This window comes from Halosolutus amylolyticus (assembly GCF_023566055.1).
In the GTDB taxonomy this organism is placed as follows: domain Archaea; phylum Halobacteriota; class Halobacteria; order Halobacteriales; family Natrialbaceae; genus Halosolutus; species Halosolutus amylolyticus.
Genome location: NZ_JALIQP010000007.1, coordinates 166018 through 185111 on the forward strand (window position 1 = coordinate 166018; position 19094 = coordinate 185111).

Sequence of the window (19094 nt, forward strand, 5' to 3'; positions counted from 1 at the left end):
ATCCAAAGGATATACACCAGTATGGCGAACCGCTTTGAAATCGAGGGCGAAGAAGTTCTCGACGGCGAGGTCAAACCGTTCGGGAACAGCGCCCACGTCACCGTCCCCAAACGCTGGCGTGGCGCAGACGTGAAAGTCGTCCGCATCTCAGAACCCACCGAACAAGACGAAGAATGACCGACGCACAGGCTCTCGTCAAGACGCTGGACTTCCAACTCAACATCCAGAGCGACAACGAGAGCCTGCTGTACGACGCCACCCTCGAAGCTCGCTCGGTGTACAACGAAACCATCCGCCTCGCCAAGCAAGGCGTGGACTGGGACACGATTCCCGACCGCGTGGCTGACGACGCCAACCTCGTGAAGAATACAACTCAGCGCGTCGTCGCCAAGGCTCTCGGCGCGATGGAGAACTACTACGAGTACGACGACTTCGGCCAACCCAGTCACACCAAGGACGGCGCGTACCCGCTTCGTGCGAACTACGAGGAAGGGTACAACCTGTCACTCACCGACGACGGCGACGTTGCGTTCCGCATCAGCGCGAAGCCGTACAAACACGTCAAGGGTGTTCTCAAAGGGAGTGACGCTCACCTCGACATTCTTAAGACTGCGCTCACGAGCGACGAGTGGAAGATTGGGACGGCAGAGGTCCTGTTCCAAGACGACACCGCCGAGTTACACGTCAACGTCACTAACACCGAGCAGACTGTTCGAGACAAGCAGGATTCACGGACGGTCGTTGGTGTGGACGTGAACGAGGATAACGTGGCTCTCACCGCACTCTCCAAGGATGGCGTCGAGGACACGCTCGTTATCGACTTTCCCGAAATCAAGTTCGAGCGTCACCGCTACTTCACGATGCGAAAGCGCGTGCAGAACGCGGGGAAAGACAGCATCCACGACACGCTGGAAGGACGTGAGGAACGGTTTGTCCGCGACCGACTCCACAAGGTGTCTCGGCACATCGTGGAGTGGAGTCAGCGGTTCGAGAAGCCGTGCATTGTCTTTGAAGACCTCAAAGAGATGCGCGACAGTATCGACTACGGCACGCGGATGAACCGACGCTTGCACCACCTCCCGTTCCGCGCTCTTCAGTTCTATACGTCGTACAAGGCGTCGTTCGAGGGGATTCCGACTGGATGGATTGACCCCGAGTACACCAGCCAGCGGTGTCCGATGTGCGGACACACAGAGCGTGCGAACCGAAACAAGAAGCGGTTCAAGTGCAAGGACTGTTCGCATCAAGACCACAGCGACCGTGGTGCAAGCGTCAACATTGCCGTGAAAGGCATCAAGAAGCATCAAGATTGGAATGTGTCTGCTCTCAACAGCCTTCCCGTTGTTCGGAAGGTGCGACGGCAGGCATCGGGGGCCGTGGACGCCCCGACCGTGACCCACAACGCCATTTGAGGCTATCAGGCCGATGGTCGAATGGGAGTGTCCGACTAATCCACGGGAAGCCTCGGGGCTTGACCCCGAGGCGGTTCACTTGCCGGCATCATATTACCCCTTAGAAGAGACAAAACCCGGAGATATAGGTGGTGAAAACCAGTTACTATGATGCTTAGATAGATGTTCTACTCTCACAGCACATAATGGATGTTCGAACGATTCTTCGACAGGAGATACAAGGCCTCTGGGGTGATGGAAAAGGTACATCACTTGCTGCGGTCGCTATTGCTTGGGGGTTGCTCAATGGAGCACGGATGGTCTATCCAGTTATTATTCCCTATCTGCAGACCGATTTTGACCTGAGTCTAACGGTTGCTGGCTCATTAGTGTCTGTTCTGTGGTTCTTTGCAGCGATTGGTCAGTTCCCAGGCGGTATGCTCGCTGACCGATACAATGAACGCTCACTTATGATCGTGAGTACGGCTATTGTAGCAGTAGCACTCGGCCTTGTTATTTCCTCTTCATCCCCAATTATCTTGTTTGCTGCAACGGCGGTTTGGGGATTAGGTCATTCGCTGTATCCAATCGCGAGAATCACGTTCCTCTCAAATATATACTCTGATCGGCTTGGAAGCGCTCTTGGTGTGACAATGGCAACAGGCGATATCGGCCAGACAGTACTTCCGCCGGTTGCAACTGTCCTCGCAGCAGTGATCGCGTGGCAGATCGGTCTTGGGTTCATAGTACCGATTCTTGTATTAGCTGGAGTTGCTATCTTTGCTACGTCCCGTACTCAGCGTTCGAGGGAGCGATCAACCAGTGCCCAATCAATACGGGATACATTAGATGTAGTTACGGAACTTCGGAACCCGACAATTGGCTTTATGACTGGCATTTTGTTTCTCTATATGTTCATCTGGCAATCGTTTACGACGTTCTATCCGACCTACCTCACGAGTATAAAAGGAGTGTCTGCGTCAGTAGCAGGAATCTTGTTTGGCTTCTTTTTTGCTGTTGGTGTCGTTGTGAAGCCAGTTGCAGGAGCAGCGTATGATCGGATTGGCATGCGTCAATCACTTATCGGTATTCTTACGCCGGCAGTCGCAGGATTTTTCTTCCTTCCTCTATAGTAGTCGTTAGAATTATTTGCTCGTAGAGTGTCGCAACAGACAGTGAATCACCTCGACGATATCTCAGTCGAAGAGTTGCAAGATGCTCTCGACAACGTGGACGGAAAGAAGCCGACACAACGCCTCTTAGCCGCAATAGCGTACAAAAATGGCGTCAATCAGACTGAACTAGCCGAGTGGTACGGCGTGGAGCGACGGACGATCTATAGTTGGCTCAACCGACTCGATACTGATGAGTCGCTTGAGCAGGCTGTGTCTGATGCTCACCGATCTGGGAGAAATCGGAAGCTATCGGAAAAAGAGCAAGAGCAGTTTGAAGCAACTGTCCATGAATCTCCTGAGGAAGTTGGGCTCGACGCACCGGCGTGGACGCCGGCGCTCGTCCAGCAGTATCTTGACGAAACGTACGATGTCGAGTACTCAATCCCGAGTTGCCGGCGGTTGCTCAACGAAGCGGGATTGAGCTATCAAAAGCCACGCCCTACAGCCGCCGAATCAGATGCTGAGGACCAAGAAACGTTCCGCAAAGAACTCAAAAAAAGCGGCGGGAGATGGACGCCACACTAGTCTGTATCGATCAAACCAAGAAATCCGTCCAAGTTGAGCCGCGTGCCGCGTGGTTTCCGCGCTGCACGCGGCCGTCCGTCGAATTGTCTGGGCAACGCGACTGGACGTGTCTCTTGAGCGCAATCACGAGGACGATGATCGCTTTTTCTCTCGATTCGAAGAGTACGTGACTGCCGAACACGCGAAACATTTCATTCTCAATTTATATCAGATTTCGAATGTAATCTGATCACTGTACTGGATGGTGTGCCGTATTTTCAGGCGTCGGCCGTCACGGACTTGGCGGCCCGTACGACCTCGCCTTTGTGAAGTTACCGGCGTATTCACCTGGACTAAATCCGGTCGAAGACTGCTGGAGACAACACCATCCAGCACTTAGCAACTGGTTCTTCGACTCACTTCCTGAACTTACAACAGCGATCGATACCGCTCTTGATCAGCTCTCGGTTCCAAAAGTGAGTAATTACTTCTAACGACTACTATAGCATTGTTTGAGCACCTCTCCTTCGAATTTCTCGAAGAATTCGACGTGTTCGCCCCGGCAGAGACAGGGCGAACACGAGACCATAAGTCACCACAGCTGGTGCGTGGCTTCCTCCATTGTTACTACAAAGACATCTATGAGATCCGCCCCGTTGAACGAGAGCTTCAGAACATATAGTAGTCGTTAGAAATAATTGCTCACCTTTGGAAGCGAGAGTTGATTAAGAGCGGTATCGATCGCTGTTGTAAGTTCAGATAGTGAGTCGAAGAACCGGTTGCTAAGTGCTGATTGAAGTTGTCTCCAGCACTCTTCGACCGGGTTTAGTTCAGGTGAATACGCCGGCAATGTCACGAAGGCGAGGTCGTCACGGGCCGCCAGGTCCGTGACGGCCGACGCCTGAAAATACGGCGCTCCATCGAGGACGACGATCAAGTCTTCCTCAAATTCTTTGCATAATGCTAAAATGAAATGTTTTGCGTGCTCGGCCGTGACGTACTCGGTGAATCGGGAGAAAAAGCGATCACCATCTTCGGTGATCGCGCCGAGCAAACACGTCCAATCGCGTTGCCCGGAGAGTTCGACGGAGGGCCGCGTGCCGCGCGGGAACCACGCGGCACGCGGCTCGACCTGCACGGATTTCTTGGTTTGGTCGATGCAGACTATTGTGGCGTCCATCTCCGCTCGCTTTTTTTGATCTCGTCGTGGAACGCTTCTTGATCGTCTTCGTCAGCTTCGGCGGCTGTACGGCGTGGTTTTTGATAGCTGAGTCCAGCTTCTTTCAACAACCGCCGACAACTCGGATAAGAGTACTCGACGCCGTAGGTTTCTTCGAGAAACTCCTGGACGAGCGCCGGCGTCCACGCCGGCGCGTCGATCCCGGCTTCCTCGGGCGGTTCGTGAACGGTTTGCTCGAATTCTTCTTGCTGTGATTCTGAGAGCTTTCGTTTTCTCCCCGATCGATGAGCATCAGAGACGGCTTGCTCAAGTGGTTCGTCCGTATCAAGTCGCATCAGCCAACTATAGATTGTTCTTCGCCCGGTATCGTGCCACTCGGCAAGTTCGGTCTGCGTTACGCCGTTCTTGTACGCAATCGCGGCTAACAACCGTTGTGTCGGCTTGTTTCCCTCAACATTGTCGAGGGCGTCTTGAAGTTCTTCGATGGAGAACTCGTCGAGATGGTCCATTACATATGGCAACACCTTCCGAGCGGAAAGTTCTAACGACTACTATAGTTGTCTGGCTCAACTGTGGCTTCGATCGACCGCGGTCGAGAGACGCGGTCGATCGCTTTCTCGCCGACCGAGTCAATCATTGATTGTCTCGTTATCGGGGCTTTCCGCAGTTCTACATAAGTGCGACTATACTCCAGGTTCTTCTATTGTTTCGAACTGCATCGTCTGCAAGTCTCGCTCTTTCTTCCACTCTCCTCGTGTGAAGTTGGGGAACTTGACAGGGGCACTACCGTGTTCTACAGAGATTTCCGAGAGGGGGATGACTGAACTCCAAGTGGCCGCTTCGTAGACGTTCATGTCCTGCGGTCGACCGTCGTTGAAGGCGTCGAACAGTCGATAGACCATAAGCCAGTCGCCACCCCCATGGCCACCGTGTTCTTCGGCGAGGTCGCCTGCGACTTCCCAGAGAGGATGTTCGTATTCATCGGCGTATTGGTCGTAGCCGTCATCTCCACTCTTCTGCCCAGTGAATTCACCATCGATGGTAAGTTCGCTCGGATATCCCGTATGGAACGCTTTATTTCCTGCGAGTTCGTTATGACGGTTATACGGGCGAGTTGTTTTCACGTCATGCTGAAGGGTGATTTGTTTCCCTTCGTTCGTAGCGATGATTGACGTAGCCATGTCACCGTTTGCCCAGTCTGTTGCGCCAGCGAACTCGTGATCATCTGATAACTCTGCTGCGGCTTGAGTCATACGAGTTTCGGGGCTGTCGTGAGCCACGATGTACTCCATCCGATCTCCCCTCAGAATATCCATGTAGTGGGCAATGGGCCCGAGACCGTGCGTTGGGTAGAGGTCACCCTTCCGGTTGTAGTGATATCGGGCACGCCAGTTGTTCCAGTAGGCATGGAAGAAGTAATGACCGATGAGATGGTGGATATATCCACCCTTTGCATAGGTCAGTTCATCGCCGAACACCCCTTGCTGTGCCATATTAAGGAGCCACATCTCCTCATGGAAGTAGTTGACATTCTCAAGCATGATGCACTGCTGTTGGGTTTTTTCAGCAGTGTCAACGAGGTCCCAGCACTCCTCGATAGTTATCGCTGCAGGAACCTCAACCCCTGCATGTGATCCCTGTTCCATGGCGTAAACAGCAATCTCAGCATGTTTTTGGGGATGAGTATGGATGAAGACTACATCGATATCATCACGCTCGCACAAGTCCTGATAGGCGTTCTCCGAACCATAGTAGGTATCAGGATCCTGTTCCGAGTTTTCATCGAACCAGTCCATCGTGTCATCGACAGCTTCTTTCCGGAGGTCACAGATGGCCTTGATCTCACCCTTCTCCGGATACATTGAATCATAGTGCGACACCATACCCGAACCGCGATTACCGAGCCCAACGACGCCACAACGAACGTTATCGATCTGATCCGCGAGTTCGAATACGGAGTCACCTTGCCTCGGTGGTGTGTTTTCCGGTGGACCTTGTCCAGGCGTGTTTTCCGGTGGTCCTTGTCCAGTGTTGTCCTGTATTGCTTTTCCTGTTGGAGTGACTGTTACCATTCCTGTAACGCCCGCTAGCCCTGTCATGTACTCTCTTCGTCGCATAGTGCATGTTAACGCCCAACACCATCACGTATATGAGTATCTAATAAATTCCTATACTATTGAATTGTAATATTATTCCTTGTGCCAAGTGCGGCCTATTTCCTTTCCACAAGACTACGCAAACTGGTCTGGATAGTTTGCTAAAACTGTATCCAGAACCAGTGGCCATCGACCCAGCAGACGCGGTTGGCCTTGACCTCGGTGTTCGCAACTTCATCCACGACTCGGATGGACGGTCCATCGGCCGCCTCGAGTTGTCCGACGAGCGAGACCGCTCGAACGTGAGCAACGTTCACTCTCTCGCAAACAACACGAGTCGAACAACTGGGAGTCCCAACGCTGTCGAGTCGCTGCGGTTCACGCTCGTATGTTGAACAAGAAGCGTGACTACAAGCACAGGCTTGCCCATTTCCACACGACAGCGTATGACGCCGTGTTTGTCGAGGATTTAAACGTGACGTCGATGCTCGAAGCCGCTGGCACGCTCGAACCAAGGCCGAAATCGGCTGGCGTGACTTCATCACCATCCTCAACCACCACAGTCGGAAAAACAGCCGCCAGATCATCGAGGTTTAACCGCGTGGGACAACGTAGAAGTGCGCGTCGTGTGGCGTGGAGACTGAGAAGCCGTTGTTGGTTCGTGACCACTCGTGTCAGTCGTGTGGTTTCGAGTTGGACAGGGATTGGAATGCGGCGTTGAGCGTTCTTTCTCGCGGCCTGGAGCAGCTATGAGTGGATCACTCTGAATCTACGCCTGTGGGACTGTGACCGCTGTGGATTCCGTTGTGATATCTGCAAGTCGCGTCGTTGAAGCAGGAAGCCCCGCCCTCGAGGAGTCGCCGAAGGCGACGAGTAGGGCGAGGTAGTTCACCTAAATACGAGGTCATCAAGACAGAGATCAGAACTACTCAGCTAAGAATAAGATTTTTCCGCAGGCCCAATATCGAACACTCTCTACAAGCGTCGGGAAACATTAGAGATTGATCAAGAGAGCTATTCCCGTCGGCGATGATCGACACGGTCGGCCACCGCGAGACGAACGACGACATCGGCACCCATATCGATCGCCACAGTGTCGCCGGCCTCCCGACGGCACTCAGCCACACGGTCGCCCGTGAACGGGGGCAAGATGACCTACTGGCTTGATGGTCGAGGTCTCGTCGCTGACCGCGGAGATCGTCATTCAGGCGCTTCGCCCTGTCGTCAACGAGTACTACGAGATTGAGGAGTCAGGAGCGTCGCTCAACACGTTCGACGTCGACGATAGCAAGTGGGAGACGACGCGTGAGCCCGCTCCCCATCACCGACGTCCGGTTGTTCGTCGCGATGGGCCAGCCGTCGTGCTGTACGGTCAGTTACCTGCGAGTTCCTTGAGGACGATCTCTTTGGCCTCCACGACATCCCGCAGGTCCTTCTCCCGGGCGTCCCTGTCTCGGGTGGCGAGTTCGAGGGCGTTCTTGAGGACCGCAGTGTCCCCGCCCTCCCGCTCCCGCAGCATCCGGACGAGTTCGTACTCCTCAATCCCTTCGGTTAACTGCTCCCAAGACAAGCTGGAGATCGGTCCGTCCTCGCCCGGGTAGACGAAGTACTCGTCACCCTGTACGTACCGGAATACCGGGTTCTCGTAGACGTCAGTGGGCCAGCTGTTGTACGCCCACCGAAGGTAGCCGTCCAAGTCGTTCAGTGCCGATATCCAGGGGAGCATCCTCGCTTCCACGGGTGGGGAGAACGAAAAGGTGTTCGGGTGCGATTGCCCGCCGGCGGTGTAGAACGTCGTGATCTTCTCGTCCTCACGGCGCCGGTCCACGATATCCTGATCGATCGGGAGGTGGCCGTAATGTGCGGCTACGTTGTGGGCGATATCTTCGACGTCCATCGATCCGGCGATGTGGAGCCTGTCAACGAACACCGGTGCAACGGCCTCGAGCAATTCGATCACTTCCTGCATCAGTTCCTCGGGCCGCTCATCGAAGGCGATGTACGTCCGCTCGAGCCATCCTTTCTCTTCGAGGTGTGGCTGGAACGCCTCAAGGAAGGCCGTCCAGGCTTCCTGCCAGAACGGGTCGCCGGCTTCGCCGTTCCAGATGGCGCGCTCGCCCTCGCGCTCGTCTACGTACGTGATCCGTTGGGAACCCCGGAACACCAGCATCGAGTACGCGGCGATGTCCGGCCCCATTCCCTGTTCGAGGCCGGTCTCGACAAACTGGTCGAAAATCGAAAAGTCGAACGACCAGTTCTGGCCGTCATACCGCCACTCGACCATGCTCTCGTACCCGATCTCCGTCTGCGACCGCCACGCCCCCTCTAGCCATTCGCGTTGCCAAGGCTCGTGGATGATAGTCGCCGTGATCGACTTCTGTCCCCGCTTCGCCATGTCGCGCATATACGCCTCGATCAGCTCCCAGTGACGGGTGGACCACGGCTGGACGTCGGCGGATCGTCGATTGACCGAGTGCTCGGCTGCGATAGCATTCGCGTTCATCCAAATGTCCAGATAAAACTCGTAGTCTGCCGGGTCGGGGAGTGCGACGTCGTAGACGTCGAGATCGAGCGCGTAGTGGACTGTGCCCTGATCGCCCGCGTCGACCGTGATCGCCCCTTTGTACGTGCCAGGTGGTGCCGTTTTCGGGACGTTGATTGTGAACCAGATTGGTTGGGCCGCGTACGCCGGTACGGGGATGCTGTTGACTTCGAGCAGGGGATCGCCGACGAAGTCTGGGCTCCGTGTTCCTACCGGGTCGTCAGCTACCTCCTCGAATGTCGCCGACCAGACGTGCTCACTGTGTGCGTTTTCGATCGGGACGTACCCGACGTACCGGACCTGGATATCGTCCGCCGGGATCCGGCCGCTCGTTCCGGACTCAAGGTCGCTGACCGAACACGAGAGTTCGTCGATCGGGTCGTTACTCAGGACTGCTACTTGTCCCGACACTTGTTCGTTTCGCGCCGCAATCAGCGAAAGGTTACGCTGGTCGGTGACACCGAAGTCTTGCGGGAACCGGTCAACCCGCGCAGACGAGGACGTGCCGAAGGAGCCAGTTGGTACCCACGTATTGAGACCCTCTTGGGGCATCGCCTTCTCGACGAGGAACTGCACCCACTCGGGCGTGGTGTCTCCTTTCCTCTCCAGCCCAGGCGGGCCGTCTGAACCCTGAGTAGCACTCTTCGCTGAACTCCCCTCTTCTCGATCATCGGGCCCCTGGGTTTTGCCTGTCGGTGTCACGGTGACTATTCCAGTCGCACCAGCGAGTCCTTCTAGGTACTTTCGTCGTTGCATAGTGCGTGCCAACTTATACCACATGCATATTTAAAATTTTCTTAGGGTCATGGATCCAGAACGTTCTGGTTGATCCGGTACGAGATCGGATGCCCGGGGTAATGGCAGAACAGTGGGTTCAGCTGCCGGTAGTCGAAAAGTACGCGCAGTACACTGGATAGTGAGAACGAGCGAGCGTGTTGGCTCGGCATCGACTCTCGGACACACCGCGTCCGTTACCGGGCAACGGTAGCCGTGGAGCTATCCAACACAGCCCGTTCAGTTCGCAAAAGTGCTACTGCGGGGGCTTCAGACGGTAGCAACGACCTCGATTTCGACACCGATGTCTATTGGTAACCGGACAACCTCGACGGCGCTTCGAGCGGGATACGGCGGGCTGAAGTGTTCCTCGTAGACCTCATTGATCTCGTCATAGTTGTCCATATCTCGAACGAAAACCGTCGATTTCACCACGTCATCAAGCGCCGTCCCTTCCGCTTCGAGAATCGCTTCGATATTCGCTATCGTCTGTGCGGTCTGTTCCGCAATATCCTCAGAAACGACGTCACCCGATTCCGGATCAACTGGACCCTGTCCGGAAACGTAAATGCGGTCTCCGTCGAGGATTGCTTGCGAGTAGGGGCCAATACTGGCGGGTGCATCGTCAGTTTCGATCTCTTTCATGGGTCGTAATGGCCGGTGATGGCTTCCGTTCCCATCTATTCCGGCATGTGATTATACCGCGTTCGTCGGTAAAATCATTCCGACTGACGTTCAGTAGTGGCGAACCGTTGTCGCGGCCTTATTCGTCGGCCGGAGATTCATCTGCATGATAGATTTCGTTCAGGAACGATGTCGGAAGACCACTGGTAAGCCCTCCATCAGCAACAATATTGGATCCCGTGATGAAACTCGCACGATCCGAGGCGAGGAACAGTGCGATATCAGCGATCTCTTCCGGCGTTCCGAACCGGCCGATCGGGTATTGATCCAGCCAGCGCTCCCTGGCGCTGGCTTCCTCGGCGCGTTCTTCAGTGTTCTCCATTTCGGCTTTTCGAGCCTCCGTTTCGATCGTTCCTGCTGAAATGACGTTCGACCGGATTCCATGTTTGCCGTAGTGAGTCGCGATATTCCGCGAGAGTGCAAGCAACCCACTTTTCGCCTCGGAGTATCCCGTGAGTCCGATGCCGGACAGTCCATTCACCGAGCCGAGGTGGACCATCGAGCCACCACCCGCTGCGACCATCGCCGGGAGCGTCTCTTTTGAGAGCAAGAACTGACTTTTCAGATTCAAGTTGAGCATGTGCTCGAACGTCTCCTCGTCACACCGGTGAAGTAGATTCGCCGACTCGTCAGCTCCACCCGCGTTATTCACGAGAACACGGATCGCACCGAACTCATCTATTGCCGTGTCGACGAGCTTTCGCACCGCATCGCTATCAGTTACGTCACACTCGACGGGAACGACCCGTCCCTCGTGAGCGGCAGTTAGCTCTTCGGCAACCGGGTCGACTCGGTCGTACGATCGCGAACAGATAACTACTTTTCCGCCTGCCTCCGCAAACGTCGCGGCGATTTCTCGTCCGATCCCTTTCGATGCGCCGGTGACGATTGCTGGTCTGGCTGCTAACGAGAGTTCGACCATGATGTTATCCGTTACTCCTTACTATTATCAAGGTTTCGCATACGACAAAGATCGACTCGCCCTATATTCGGTACTCTTCGACAGTTGCCATGTCGATATTGACGCCGAGGCCAGGTCCAGTCGGTACGCTCAGTGTTCCCTCATCAACTTCGAACGGTGACTCGATGACGTCGTCTTCCCATGCGTAGTAGGTCGAATCCGGTGGGAGGGTGAACCCGGGGATTCCAGTGACTGCATGCAAAATTGCTGCGGTCCGAATACCCAGGTCGAACGCACAGTGGTGTGTGAACGGAACGCCAGCGTCCTCGGCGATTGCCGCCTGCTGCCGAAGCCCGGCAATCCCGCCGGCGGGGGTGAGATCCAGCACGCCGACGTCCATTGCACCCGCTTCGATCAGGGAACGGAGGTTGTTTGGAATGTATGTGTCCTCGTTCGGGGCGATCGGTTGGCGCAGTCGTCGTCGAAGCGTCGCCAGCGATCGGTGAGCGTTCGTCCGAATGGGTTGTTCCATGTATTGGAGATAGATCCCCGTATCTTCGAGGGTCGCCCCAACCCGTACCGCCTGATCGAGCGTCCACCCCTGATTCGGATCGAGCCGGAATTCGAGTTGGCCATCTACTTCGTCATGCATGGCCTCGATGCGAGCGATATCCTCCTTCCAGTTTCGCCCGGCTTTGGTTTTGAGCACGGAGAACCCCGCTTCGAGCGCTTCACGAGCCTTGACGCGAGACTCTTCCGGCGGGAGAATCCCGAGACAGAACGCGACTTCGACGGTCCGATCCCCGACAAGGGCGGTGTCGTCGGCGTCGCGGTACCTCGCATTCGTCGGTTCGGGGGCAGTCCAGCCACCCAAAAGCTCGTAGATGGGTTTTCCAGTGGACTTGCCGACGATATCCCAACACGCCGTTTCGACCGCAGAAAAGAACAGTTCGACGTTTGTGTACTCGATGAAAAGCTGGCGGCGCAGTCGTTCGATCTCGAACGGTGACTGTCCCTCGACGAGCGGCGCGATCCCGTCCTCGATGACGGATTCGGTCGCTGCAGGCGAGAGGAAGACGCGCATCTCTCCCCAACCGGAGAGCCCTTCATCGGTGTCAACCCGGACGAGTACGCGCTCCATGGAATCGACCTGACCGTGATTGGTCACGTACGGACCGATTCCCAACTCCTCTTCGAGTGGCGTTAACGGGACATCTACAGTGAACGCCGACACACCAGTGATTTTCATGGTTTGAAGTCAGGGGGAGGTATAAAAAATCCATCGGCTGGGGCGCGCTGTGTTACGAGCGTATCGTCGAACCGATCCACTCGAGTGACCGCTCCGGAAGCAACCCGTAGTTATAGATCGAGACTCGAGGAACGCCGCTCGTACGGAGCCCGTCAATGATCTCGCCGACGGTTTCTCGATCATGAAGGGCCGGATGGCCTGGCAGAATACCGACGTGAACTGGGATGTCGACTCCCGCTTCAACCGTGTGATACGCGTCCAAGACGGCCTCCCGTGACGATTCGTACGCCGGCACGCAGTAGTAGTCGACGTGAGTCGCGAGCTTCGAGAGGTCGGCCCCGACCATCCACTCCCGCCCGGGTGACGGCATTCCGGCATAGTATCCGAGCTTGGCGTCGCCAGCAACATCTGCCAGAGCCGAAAAGAGTCCTTCGAGCGTTCGCGTGCGGACGTCAGCGTACGCGGCCACATCACGATGCTCGTCCAGCCACGCTCCAGGATCCGTCTCGTGGGAGAGTCGGTTAGCGACAATGTCGTCGAGTGTCTCCGCTACTGTCTGACGGGCGCGCTCGACATCGAGATCAGCATCAGCCATTCGAGCGTTTGCGCAACACTCCTCACAGAAGCACAGGCCGAATAGGAACTCTCCGAGTGCCCCTAATCGAACGTGGATCTTCTGATGATGCCACCCGAACCCCGTCCCATAGAAATAATCGAACGTCTCGAGTTCGATTCGGTCGAAGTGATCCCGGTCGGCGAGGTCCCGAACGATATTTGTGAGGTACGACTGGACTGGCGGCTTCGACGGACAAAGACCGAAGACCAGGTCATCACCGTGAGCGTTTTCGATCGTTAACTCTCGGTGATCCATCCCGAGACGGGAGTTATGGCACCCAACGGTCCACGAGGTGAGTGAGATCGGGTCGGGCACTGCGTCGGCGATTGTGTCGATCCAGTCGCGATCCATGCCATCGTATGGTACTGGTTCGAGTTGCCCGTACTGGTCGTCCGGATAGAAGTATGAACTGGCTCGCGCGAAGAACGTCCGCCGGTCCGGGTTATGCGGTGTAAACGCCTGTACGGTGTGGTAGTTCGTCGCGAGATTTATTTCGTCGATTCCGGCGGAAGCGAGATTCTCGGTGATACGGTCGGATCCTTCCTCGAGGAAATCCCACGGGTACATCCACGTCGCGAAGTCCATGGTGGTACAGGTTCACTGGATAGTAAAAGAGTACGGAAAGCGGAAGGGGAGCCTACTCTTTCACCGCACCGCTCGTCATTCCCGCAACGATGTACTCCTCGAGGAACGCGAACAGGATCAGGATCGGGATGATCCCGATCACCGAGACCGTGAGCATCATTCGCCAGTCGGCCTGCAGCGCACCGACCATTGAGAAGACACCCCGGGGAATGTTGAACTTGCTGTCGTCCGTGAGGAAGGTAAGGACGAAGAGGAGTCTGTTCCACGCATAGAGAAACGTGTACGTGATGCTGGCCACGAGCGCGGGCTTCGCCAGCGGGAGGATGATCTTCCAGAGAATCTCGAACTGGCTCGCACCGTCGATCCGTGCCGACTCTTCCAACTCAATCGGGATGGTTTTGAAGTAGCCGTACAACATCCAGATATTGAACGGCAGTGTAAACGCGGCTGCGGGAATAATGACGGCCAAGTAGGTGTTGTACAGGCCGAAACTCACCATCACATCGAAGAGGCCGACGATGAGGACGACCGGGGCGAACATCTGGACGACAAGGACGGACAGCAAGAACGTCTTCTTGCCAACGAAATCGTTTCGAGCGCACGAGTACGCAGCCGGAATCGCCAGTACGAGCGCCAGTGCGACCGTTGCGATGGAGATCAGGAAGCTGTTCCCGATCCACAGCAGGACGTCGGTCTGTCCCCACACAGCGAGATACGCCTCGACGGTAAACTCCTCCGGCACCAGCGTCGCCGGCGTGGAGAAGATTTCCGGTTCCGGCTTGAACGTGCTCGCGATCATCGTGTAGAACGGAAACATCATTAGCCCGAGCAGCGCCAGTAGTCCCCCGTAGATCCGGACTTTTCGAAGCCCCGTTCGGTCGTGACCGGCCATCGTCATAGGCTCTCACCTCCGCGCGTGTACAGGCGCAAGTAGAGAACTGCGAACACGAGCAAGAAGGCGAATCCGATCACGCTGTACGCAGCAGCTTCGCCGAGGCTCCCTTGGTCGAACGCGACCCGGTAGATCCAGATGACGAGCGTCGCACTCGAGTTCATCGGGCCACCCCGGGTCATCGTCCAGATCACGTCGAAGCTAACGAACGTCCAGATCGTGGCTAGCAGCGTTGCGATCAAGATGACGCTCTTCAACTGTGGGAGGGTGATGTAGCGGAACTGGTGCCACCACTCTGCGCCGTCGATCGCGGCTGCTTCATAGAGATCGTCGGGGATGGATTGCAATCCGGCGAGGAAAATGATCGCCATAAAGGGCGTCCCGATCCAGACGTCCGCCAAGACGGCACCGAACCACGCGGTCGACGGATTACCCAGAACACCGATCGGACTCGAGATGAGTCCGAGTTCTAGAAGAATCGCGTTGAGAGAGCCGTACTGGGGATGGTGGATCCACCGGAAGACGACGGCTGAAATCGCATAGGGGATCCCCCACGGGATGAGAAACGCCGTCCGGAAGAATTTTCGCCCAGCTATCTCCTGATTCAGGTGCACCGCGATGAGCAAGCCGAGGACGGTCTTCAACATCACTGAGACAGCCACCCACCGGCCCGTCTGCCAGAGCAGCTGATAGAATATTTCGCTCTGGAGGATCGTCACGTAGTGTTCTACCCCGACGTACGTTTCGACGGGCGAGTTGGTCGGAGACTGGTACAACGACAGCCTGAACGTCTCCAAGATGGGGTAGGCGACCACCGAGAGCAGGAACACTATCGCTGGGGCGATCAGCAGGTACGGCGCGTAGCTTTCCCACACTTCCGTCCGAAGCCACTCGATTCGTGAGTCGGTCGGCCGGTCGTTATATTCCTGTTTGACAGAACTCATAGAATGCGATCGTCACTCGAGGATCTCTTCGAGATCAGCCTGGGCGTCATCGAGGGCGTCTTGAGCGGATTTCTCCCCGCCCACAGCCTCTTGAATCGCCGTAACGACTCTGTTATTAAACTCGTTGAAACTCGGGATCTTCGGGCGGCTTCGCGCGTACTCCGAGGCCTCCACGAACGGCGCCCAGTTCTCGTCTTCAGTGAAGAAGTCGCGATCGGCGACCGATTCGAGGACCGGCAGGAACCCCTTGCTTTGCGAGTACTCGAAGCGCCGTTCTTCGTCGTAGTAGAACCTGAACAGGTCTCTCGCGAGATCCTCGTTCTCCGTCTGGGTGTAGATAACCAGACTGTCGACCGTGCTGAGATTGTACCGCCCTGCGGGCCCCTCTGGTACTTGGACGATCCCGTAATCGAAGTCCTGGTCGCTGTCTTCGATGTTGAGGCCGGCATAGACGTGAGCAATGACCATTCCAAGGTCGCCGTTCTCGAACAGGCGTCGAACGTCTTGCCGGGACGAGGAGAGCGGTGATGGCTGCGTGATCTCGTGGTCCTGGACGAGATCGCTGTAGAACGAAAGCGCCTCGACGCCTTCGTCGGAGTTCACCACGGGGCTGCCGTCGTCGACCAGATCGGCCCCGAACGACCAGTGATAGTGGTAGTACTGCGAGCCCGTTTCCAGCGCCGCATTTGCCGGAAGGCCGTAGGCGGATGTACTCGCGTTGTCCCGGATCTCGATCGCCGCTTCGAGCATGTCGTCCCACGTATCGAGGCCGGGATCTTCGGGGTCAAGACCCGCTTCTTCGAAGACGTCTTTATTGTAGTAGAGACATTTGTTCGATTGCGCCCACGGGGCTCCGTAGTAGTGGCCATCGTAGTAATTCGATTCGACGAGGCCCTCGTAGAATCGGTCCCCGAACTCGCCTTCCATCATCTCGTCGAGCGGAACGAGAGCCTCTTTCCCAGCAAACTCCGGAATCCAGCGAGCGGGGAGTCGACTCACGTCAGGCGCTTCACCGCCGTCGACTCGGGTATTGAGCGTCGACTGAGCGTTGTCCCACGTGACACTGGTAAAGTCCAGTTCGACGTCGTATTCCTCCTCAAAGGCGGCGTTGTTCTCTTCGAAGAACTCTTCGATATTATCGCCGACACCCATCGTGAGAAATTGAATATCCCCGTCACTACTCCGCGGATCGTCGCCGCCGATACAACCAGCAATAGCGACAGCCCCACCAGCACCAAATAGCGACATCATCTGCCGACGATTGATTCTACCGTCCCCATCGCCTGGGTTGTTATGCGTCATCACACCTAACGAACCAGTCCACCCATATAATTTTAACTATTAATTTGATTTCCCCTTCCAGCGGATAATATCACCGATAGATACGGTACTGCGATAGGACGGAACGACAGGAGGTCAGCGAGCCACGAAACGGCGACCGCTCTTGGAAGATCACCGTGAGTGTGTCCATACCCGGGATTTCGCCCGGGTCATACTCGTCTGTTGACGGGAGATCGGCACCTCAAGCTGCGCCGGTGATCGCCCCTACCTCTCGTGTCGGGACTGGTGTCCCCCGGCGCAGACGGACTACGCATTCTCTTCGTGGATTGCCGTGAACAGCGCCGCGAGCTCGTTGGTGATGATGTGATAGATCTGCTCGCCTTTCTCCGTGCTCGCGTATTTTGGCGCACCGATCGCCCCGGAGTCGGAGTACGCTTCGAAGGGACGGTAGACGGACAACGGGCCGCCTTCGAGGAGGTCGCTCCCGCCCCATTCGTACGGTTCGTCCCAGAGTTCAGCGTCGTACTCGCTGGGCGCGGCGACGAGGTCCGACCGCAGGTACAGCATGAGTGACGTTTCGAACTCTCCACCGTGGGCCATCCCACCGGTTTCGCTCTCGCGTAGGCTCTCGATTTCGTCGGTCGATAACTGAAAGTATGTCCCGCCGAGCACTTCGATATCGGTTCTACACCCGACAGTACTTACGACCGCGTCGATCAACGGCATATTCCCGCCGTGACCGTTCACGAACATGACGGCGTCGAACCCGTTTTCGATCCCCGTGTGCGCGATATCCTCCAGGACAGTCCGTAACTGGTCGAAATCGAGCGAGAGCGTCCCGCCGAGCGAGAGATGGTGTGGCGAGTAGCCGCTCCAGACGGGCGGCGTCACCAGAATCGGAATCTCGTCGACGACCTGTTCGGCGCCGCCGTGTGTGATCGCGTCGACGAGGAGGGTATCGGTCGAGACGGGCAAGTGGTGGCCGTGCTGTTCGATACTCCCGACAGGAACGACGAGTATCGATCCGTCGCTGTCTCCGATGGCTTGAATTTCCGCGTATGGTTTTCCAGCCCATTCACAGGTCGTGGCCCCGAGTGTTTCGTATAGCATTGGTGATCCTCACGCAGCGTCCGGTAGAGTGGTCGATTCGCTTTCAATAGGTACGCGCTGTCCAGTCGTATCGAAGAAATGGACATCGGCCGCATCGAAATCGAGCGTGACACGATCACCTCGATCTGGTCGTATCTCGTCGTCGACGCGGGCGATAATCTCGGTATCCCGTTCCTCGAGTTGCAGATAGAGGTAATTGTCGGACCCCATTGGCTCGACGACGTCGACGACGGCCTCGATATGGCCCTCGTCTTGCGTGAGCGTGAGGTCTTCCGGTCGCACGCCGAGCGTGTACTCTCCGTCGGCAACGTCGAGGGAAAGTGTCGTAGAAAACCCCTCCGCGTCGATCGTACAGCCGCCGTCGGTGGTTCCGACGGTGACGTCGAAAAAGTTCATGCTCGGCGAACCGATGAACCCGGCGACGAACTTGTTGTTCGGGCGGTGGTAACACTCCTCGGGTGGTGACACCTGCTGGAGTTCACCATCGTTGAGGATGACGATCCGATCGCCCATGGTCATCGCTTCCGTCTGGTCGTGCGTGACGTAGATCGTCGTGACGTCCAACTCCTCCTGGATGCGTTGGAGTTCTGTCCGCATCTGGGTCCGAAGCTTCGCGTCCAGGTTCGAGAGCGGTTCGTCCATCAGAAAGACGTCCGGATCGCGCACGATCGAACGTCCGAGCGCAACGCGCTGCTGCTGCCCTCCCGACAGCTGTTTGGGATACTGGTCGAGGAGTTCGGCGATTTCGAGGAGTTCGGCGACCTCTTCGACTCGGTCGTCGATGTCATCCTGACTCCATTCGTCGGCGAGATCAAGACTGAACGACATGTTCTCGCGGACGGTCATGTGCGGATACAGCGCATAATTCTGGAACACCATCGCGATATTACGGTCTTGCGGCCGAACGCCGTTGACAACCGTGTCCTCGATCTCGATCACCCCCTCTGAAATCTGTTCGAGACCGGCGATCATCCGGAGCGTCGTGGACTTTCCACAGCCGGATGGCCCGACCATGACGAGAAACTCACCGTCGTCGACCTCTAAATCGACGCCTTCGACGGCTACCACGTCGTCATATTTTTTTGTCACATCTGACAGTCGCACCTTGCTCATTGTTGCGTACACACACAGTACTATCGATACATTATAAAGGTTCGTGACGACGTGGCC

14 protein-coding genes and 5 pseudogenes are annotated in these 19094 nt (G+C 56.3%); 7 read left to right on the top strand and 12 right to left on the bottom strand.

Going from position 1 to position 19094, the window contains the following annotated elements; all coding sequences use genetic code 11:
- Nucleotides 1-21: 21 nt before the first annotated feature.
- From MUN73_RS21205 to MUN73_RS21225, 5 genes and pseudogenes are all read left to right on the top strand, one after another.
- The gene (locus MUN73_RS21205; RefSeq protein WP_250142508.1) at nt 22-177 is read left to right on the top strand and encodes a DUF2080 family transposase-associated protein; all 156 of its coding nucleotides are present in this window, start codon (nt 22-24) and stop codon (nt 175-177) included.
- A complete protein-coding gene (locus tag MUN73_RS21210; protein ID WP_250142509.1) occupies nt 174-1412 on the top strand; it encodes an RNA-guided endonuclease InsQ/TnpB family protein in 1239 nt (412 codons plus the stop codon). Before MUN73_RS21205 ends, MUN73_RS21210 begins: the two co-directional genes overlap by 4 nt.
- Nucleotides 1413-1597: 185 nt before the next feature.
- Nucleotides 1598-2521, top strand: a pseudogene (locus tag MUN73_RS21215) (MFS transporter); the annotation flags it as partial.
- A 45-nt stretch (nt 2522-2566) separates the two neighbouring features.
- Nucleotides 2567-3564 (top strand): annotated as a pseudogene (locus MUN73_RS21220) (IS630 family transposase).
- Between the two features lie 8 nt (nt 3565-3572).
- Nucleotides 3573-3746: pseudogene (locus MUN73_RS21225) on the top strand (IS5/IS1182 family transposase); the annotation flags it as partial.
- 12 nt (nt 3747-3758) lie between these two features.
- Here the strand turns inward: MUN73_RS21225 and MUN73_RS21230 are convergent.
- A protein-coding gene (locus MUN73_RS21230) for an IS630 family transposase (protein WP_250142510.1) occupies nt 3759-4759 on the bottom strand; the annotation gives its coding sequence in 2 pieces (ribosomal slippage) (nt 3759-4267 and nt 4267-4759; 1002 coding nt in all).
- Between the two features lie 174 nt (nt 4760-4933).
- Nucleotides 4934-6349 carry a Gfo/Idh/MocA family protein gene (locus MUN73_RS21235; RefSeq protein WP_250142511.1) on the bottom strand — a complete coding sequence of 472 codons (1416 nt, stop codon included), beginning with the start codon at nt 6347-6349 and terminating at the stop codon, nt 4934-4936.
- Nucleotides 6350-6519: 170 nt separating this feature from the next.
- On the opposite strand from MUN73_RS21235, the pseudogene MUN73_RS22860 reads away from it, so the two are divergent.
- Both MUN73_RS22860 and MUN73_RS22865 read left to right on the top strand, forming a co-directional pair.
- A pseudogene (locus MUN73_RS22860) lies at nt 6520-7233 on the top strand (RNA-guided endonuclease InsQ/TnpB family protein); the annotation flags it as partial.
- Between the two features lie 139 nt (nt 7234-7372).
- A pseudogene (locus MUN73_RS22865) lies at nt 7373-7632 on the top strand (DUF7437 domain-containing protein); the annotation flags it as partial.
- Nucleotides 7633-7718: 86 nt separating this feature from the next.
- On the opposite strand, the gene MUN73_RS21255 reads toward MUN73_RS22865, so the two are convergent.
- The 10 genes from MUN73_RS21255 to MUN73_RS21300 all read right to left on the bottom strand — a co-directional run bounded on the left by MUN73_RS21255 (nt 7719) and on the right by MUN73_RS21300 (nt 19037).
- A complete protein-coding gene (locus MUN73_RS21255) occupies nt 7719-9644 on the bottom strand; it encodes a DUF4091 domain-containing protein (protein ID WP_250142514.1) in 1926 nt (641 codons plus the stop codon).
- A gap of 288 nt (nt 9645-9932) precedes the next feature.
- Entirely contained in the window at nt 9933-10307 is a 375-nt protein-coding gene (locus tag MUN73_RS21260; protein ID WP_250142515.1) for a Rid family detoxifying hydrolase, read from the bottom strand.
- 118 nt (nt 10308-10425) lie between these two features.
- Nucleotides 10426-11268 carry an SDR family NAD(P)-dependent oxidoreductase gene (locus MUN73_RS21265; protein WP_250142516.1) on the bottom strand — a complete coding sequence of 281 codons (843 nt, stop codon included), beginning with the start codon at nt 11266-11268 and terminating at the stop codon, nt 10426-10428.
- Between the two features lie 61 nt (nt 11269-11329).
- On the bottom strand, nt 11330-12496 hold the full coding sequence (locus tag MUN73_RS21270; protein ID WP_250142517.1) for a mandelate racemase/muconate lactonizing enzyme family protein: 1167 nt from the start codon (nt 12494-12496) through the stop codon (nt 11330-11332).
- A gap of 52 nt (nt 12497-12548) precedes the next feature.
- Nucleotides 12549-13697 carry a hypothetical protein gene (locus MUN73_RS21275; RefSeq protein ID WP_250142518.1) on the bottom strand — a complete coding sequence of 383 codons (1149 nt, stop codon included), beginning with the start codon at nt 13695-13697 and terminating at the stop codon, nt 12549-12551.
- A 52-nt stretch (nt 13698-13749) separates the two neighbouring features.
- On the bottom strand, nt 13750-14595 hold the full coding sequence (locus MUN73_RS21280) for a carbohydrate ABC transporter permease (RefSeq protein ID WP_250142519.1): 846 nt from the start codon (nt 14593-14595) through the stop codon (nt 13750-13752).
- Nucleotides 14592-15533, bottom strand: a complete 942-nt coding sequence (locus MUN73_RS21285; protein ID WP_250142520.1) for a carbohydrate ABC transporter permease — start codon at nt 15531-15533, stop codon at nt 14592-14594. Before MUN73_RS21285 ends, MUN73_RS21280 begins: the two co-directional genes overlap by 4 nt.
- A gap of 12 nt (nt 15534-15545) precedes the next feature.
- Nucleotides 15546-16835 (bottom strand): ABC transporter substrate-binding protein, encoded by a 1290-nt coding sequence (locus MUN73_RS21290; RefSeq protein WP_382181153.1) that lies wholly within the window; start codon nt 16833-16835, stop codon nt 15546-15548.
- 285 nt (nt 16836-17120) lie between these two features.
- Complete coding sequence (locus MUN73_RS21295; protein ID WP_250142522.1) at nt 17121-17924, bottom strand: creatininase family protein; 804 nt, start codon at nt 17922-17924, stop codon at nt 17121-17123.
- A gap of 9 nt (nt 17925-17933) precedes the next feature.
- On the bottom strand, nt 17934-19037 hold the full coding sequence (locus MUN73_RS21300; protein WP_250142523.1) for an ABC transporter ATP-binding protein: 1104 nt from the start codon (nt 19035-19037) through the stop codon (nt 17934-17936).
- Nucleotides 19038-19094: the final 57 nt, after the last annotated feature.

Bases quoted from the DNA above. Each gene is read 5' to 3' on its own strand.
- MUN73_RS21205 (WP_250142508.1), top strand. From the start codon at position 22: ATGGCGAACCGCTTTGAAATCGAGGGCGAAGAAGTTCTCGACGGCGAG.
- MUN73_RS21210 (WP_250142509.1), top strand. From the start codon at position 174: ATGACCGACGCACAGGCTCTCGTCAAGACGCTGGACTTCCAACTCAAC.
- MUN73_RS21235 (WP_250142511.1), bottom strand. From the start codon at position 6,349: ATGACAGGGCTAGCGGGCGTTACAGGAATGGTAACAGTCACTCCAACA.
- MUN73_RS21255 (WP_250142514.1), bottom strand. From the start codon at position 9,644: ATGCAACGACGAAAGTACCTAGAAGGACTCGCTGGTGCGACTGGAATA.
- MUN73_RS21260 (WP_250142515.1), bottom strand. From the start codon at position 10,307: ATGAAAGAGATCGAAACTGACGATGCACCCGCCAGTATTGGCCCCTAC.
- MUN73_RS21265 (WP_250142516.1), bottom strand. From the start codon at position 11,268: ATGGTCGAACTCTCGTTAGCAGCCAGACCAGCAATCGTCACCGGCGCA.
- MUN73_RS21270 (WP_250142517.1), bottom strand. From the start codon at position 12,496: ATGAAAATCACTGGTGTGTCGGCGTTCACTGTAGATGTCCCGTTAACG.
- MUN73_RS21275 (WP_250142518.1), bottom strand. From the start codon at position 13,697: ATGGACTTCGCGACGTGGATGTACCCGTGGGATTTCCTCGAGGAAGGA.
- MUN73_RS21280 (WP_250142519.1), bottom strand. From the start codon at position 14,595: ATGACGATGGCCGGTCACGACCGAACGGGGCTTCGAAAAGTCCGGATC.
- MUN73_RS21285 (WP_250142520.1), bottom strand. From the start codon at position 15,533: ATGAGTTCTGTCAAACAGGAATATAACGACCGGCCGACCGACTCACGA.
- MUN73_RS21290 (WP_382181153.1), bottom strand. From the start codon at position 16,835: ATGACGCATAACAACCCAGGCGATGGGGACGGTAGAATCAATCGTCGG.
- MUN73_RS21295 (WP_250142522.1), bottom strand. From the start codon at position 17,924: ATGCTATACGAAACACTCGGGGCCACGACCTGTGAATGGGCTGGAAAA.
- MUN73_RS21300 (WP_250142523.1), bottom strand. From the start codon at position 19,037: ATGAGCAAGGTGCGACTGTCAGATGTGACAAAAAAATATGACGACGTG.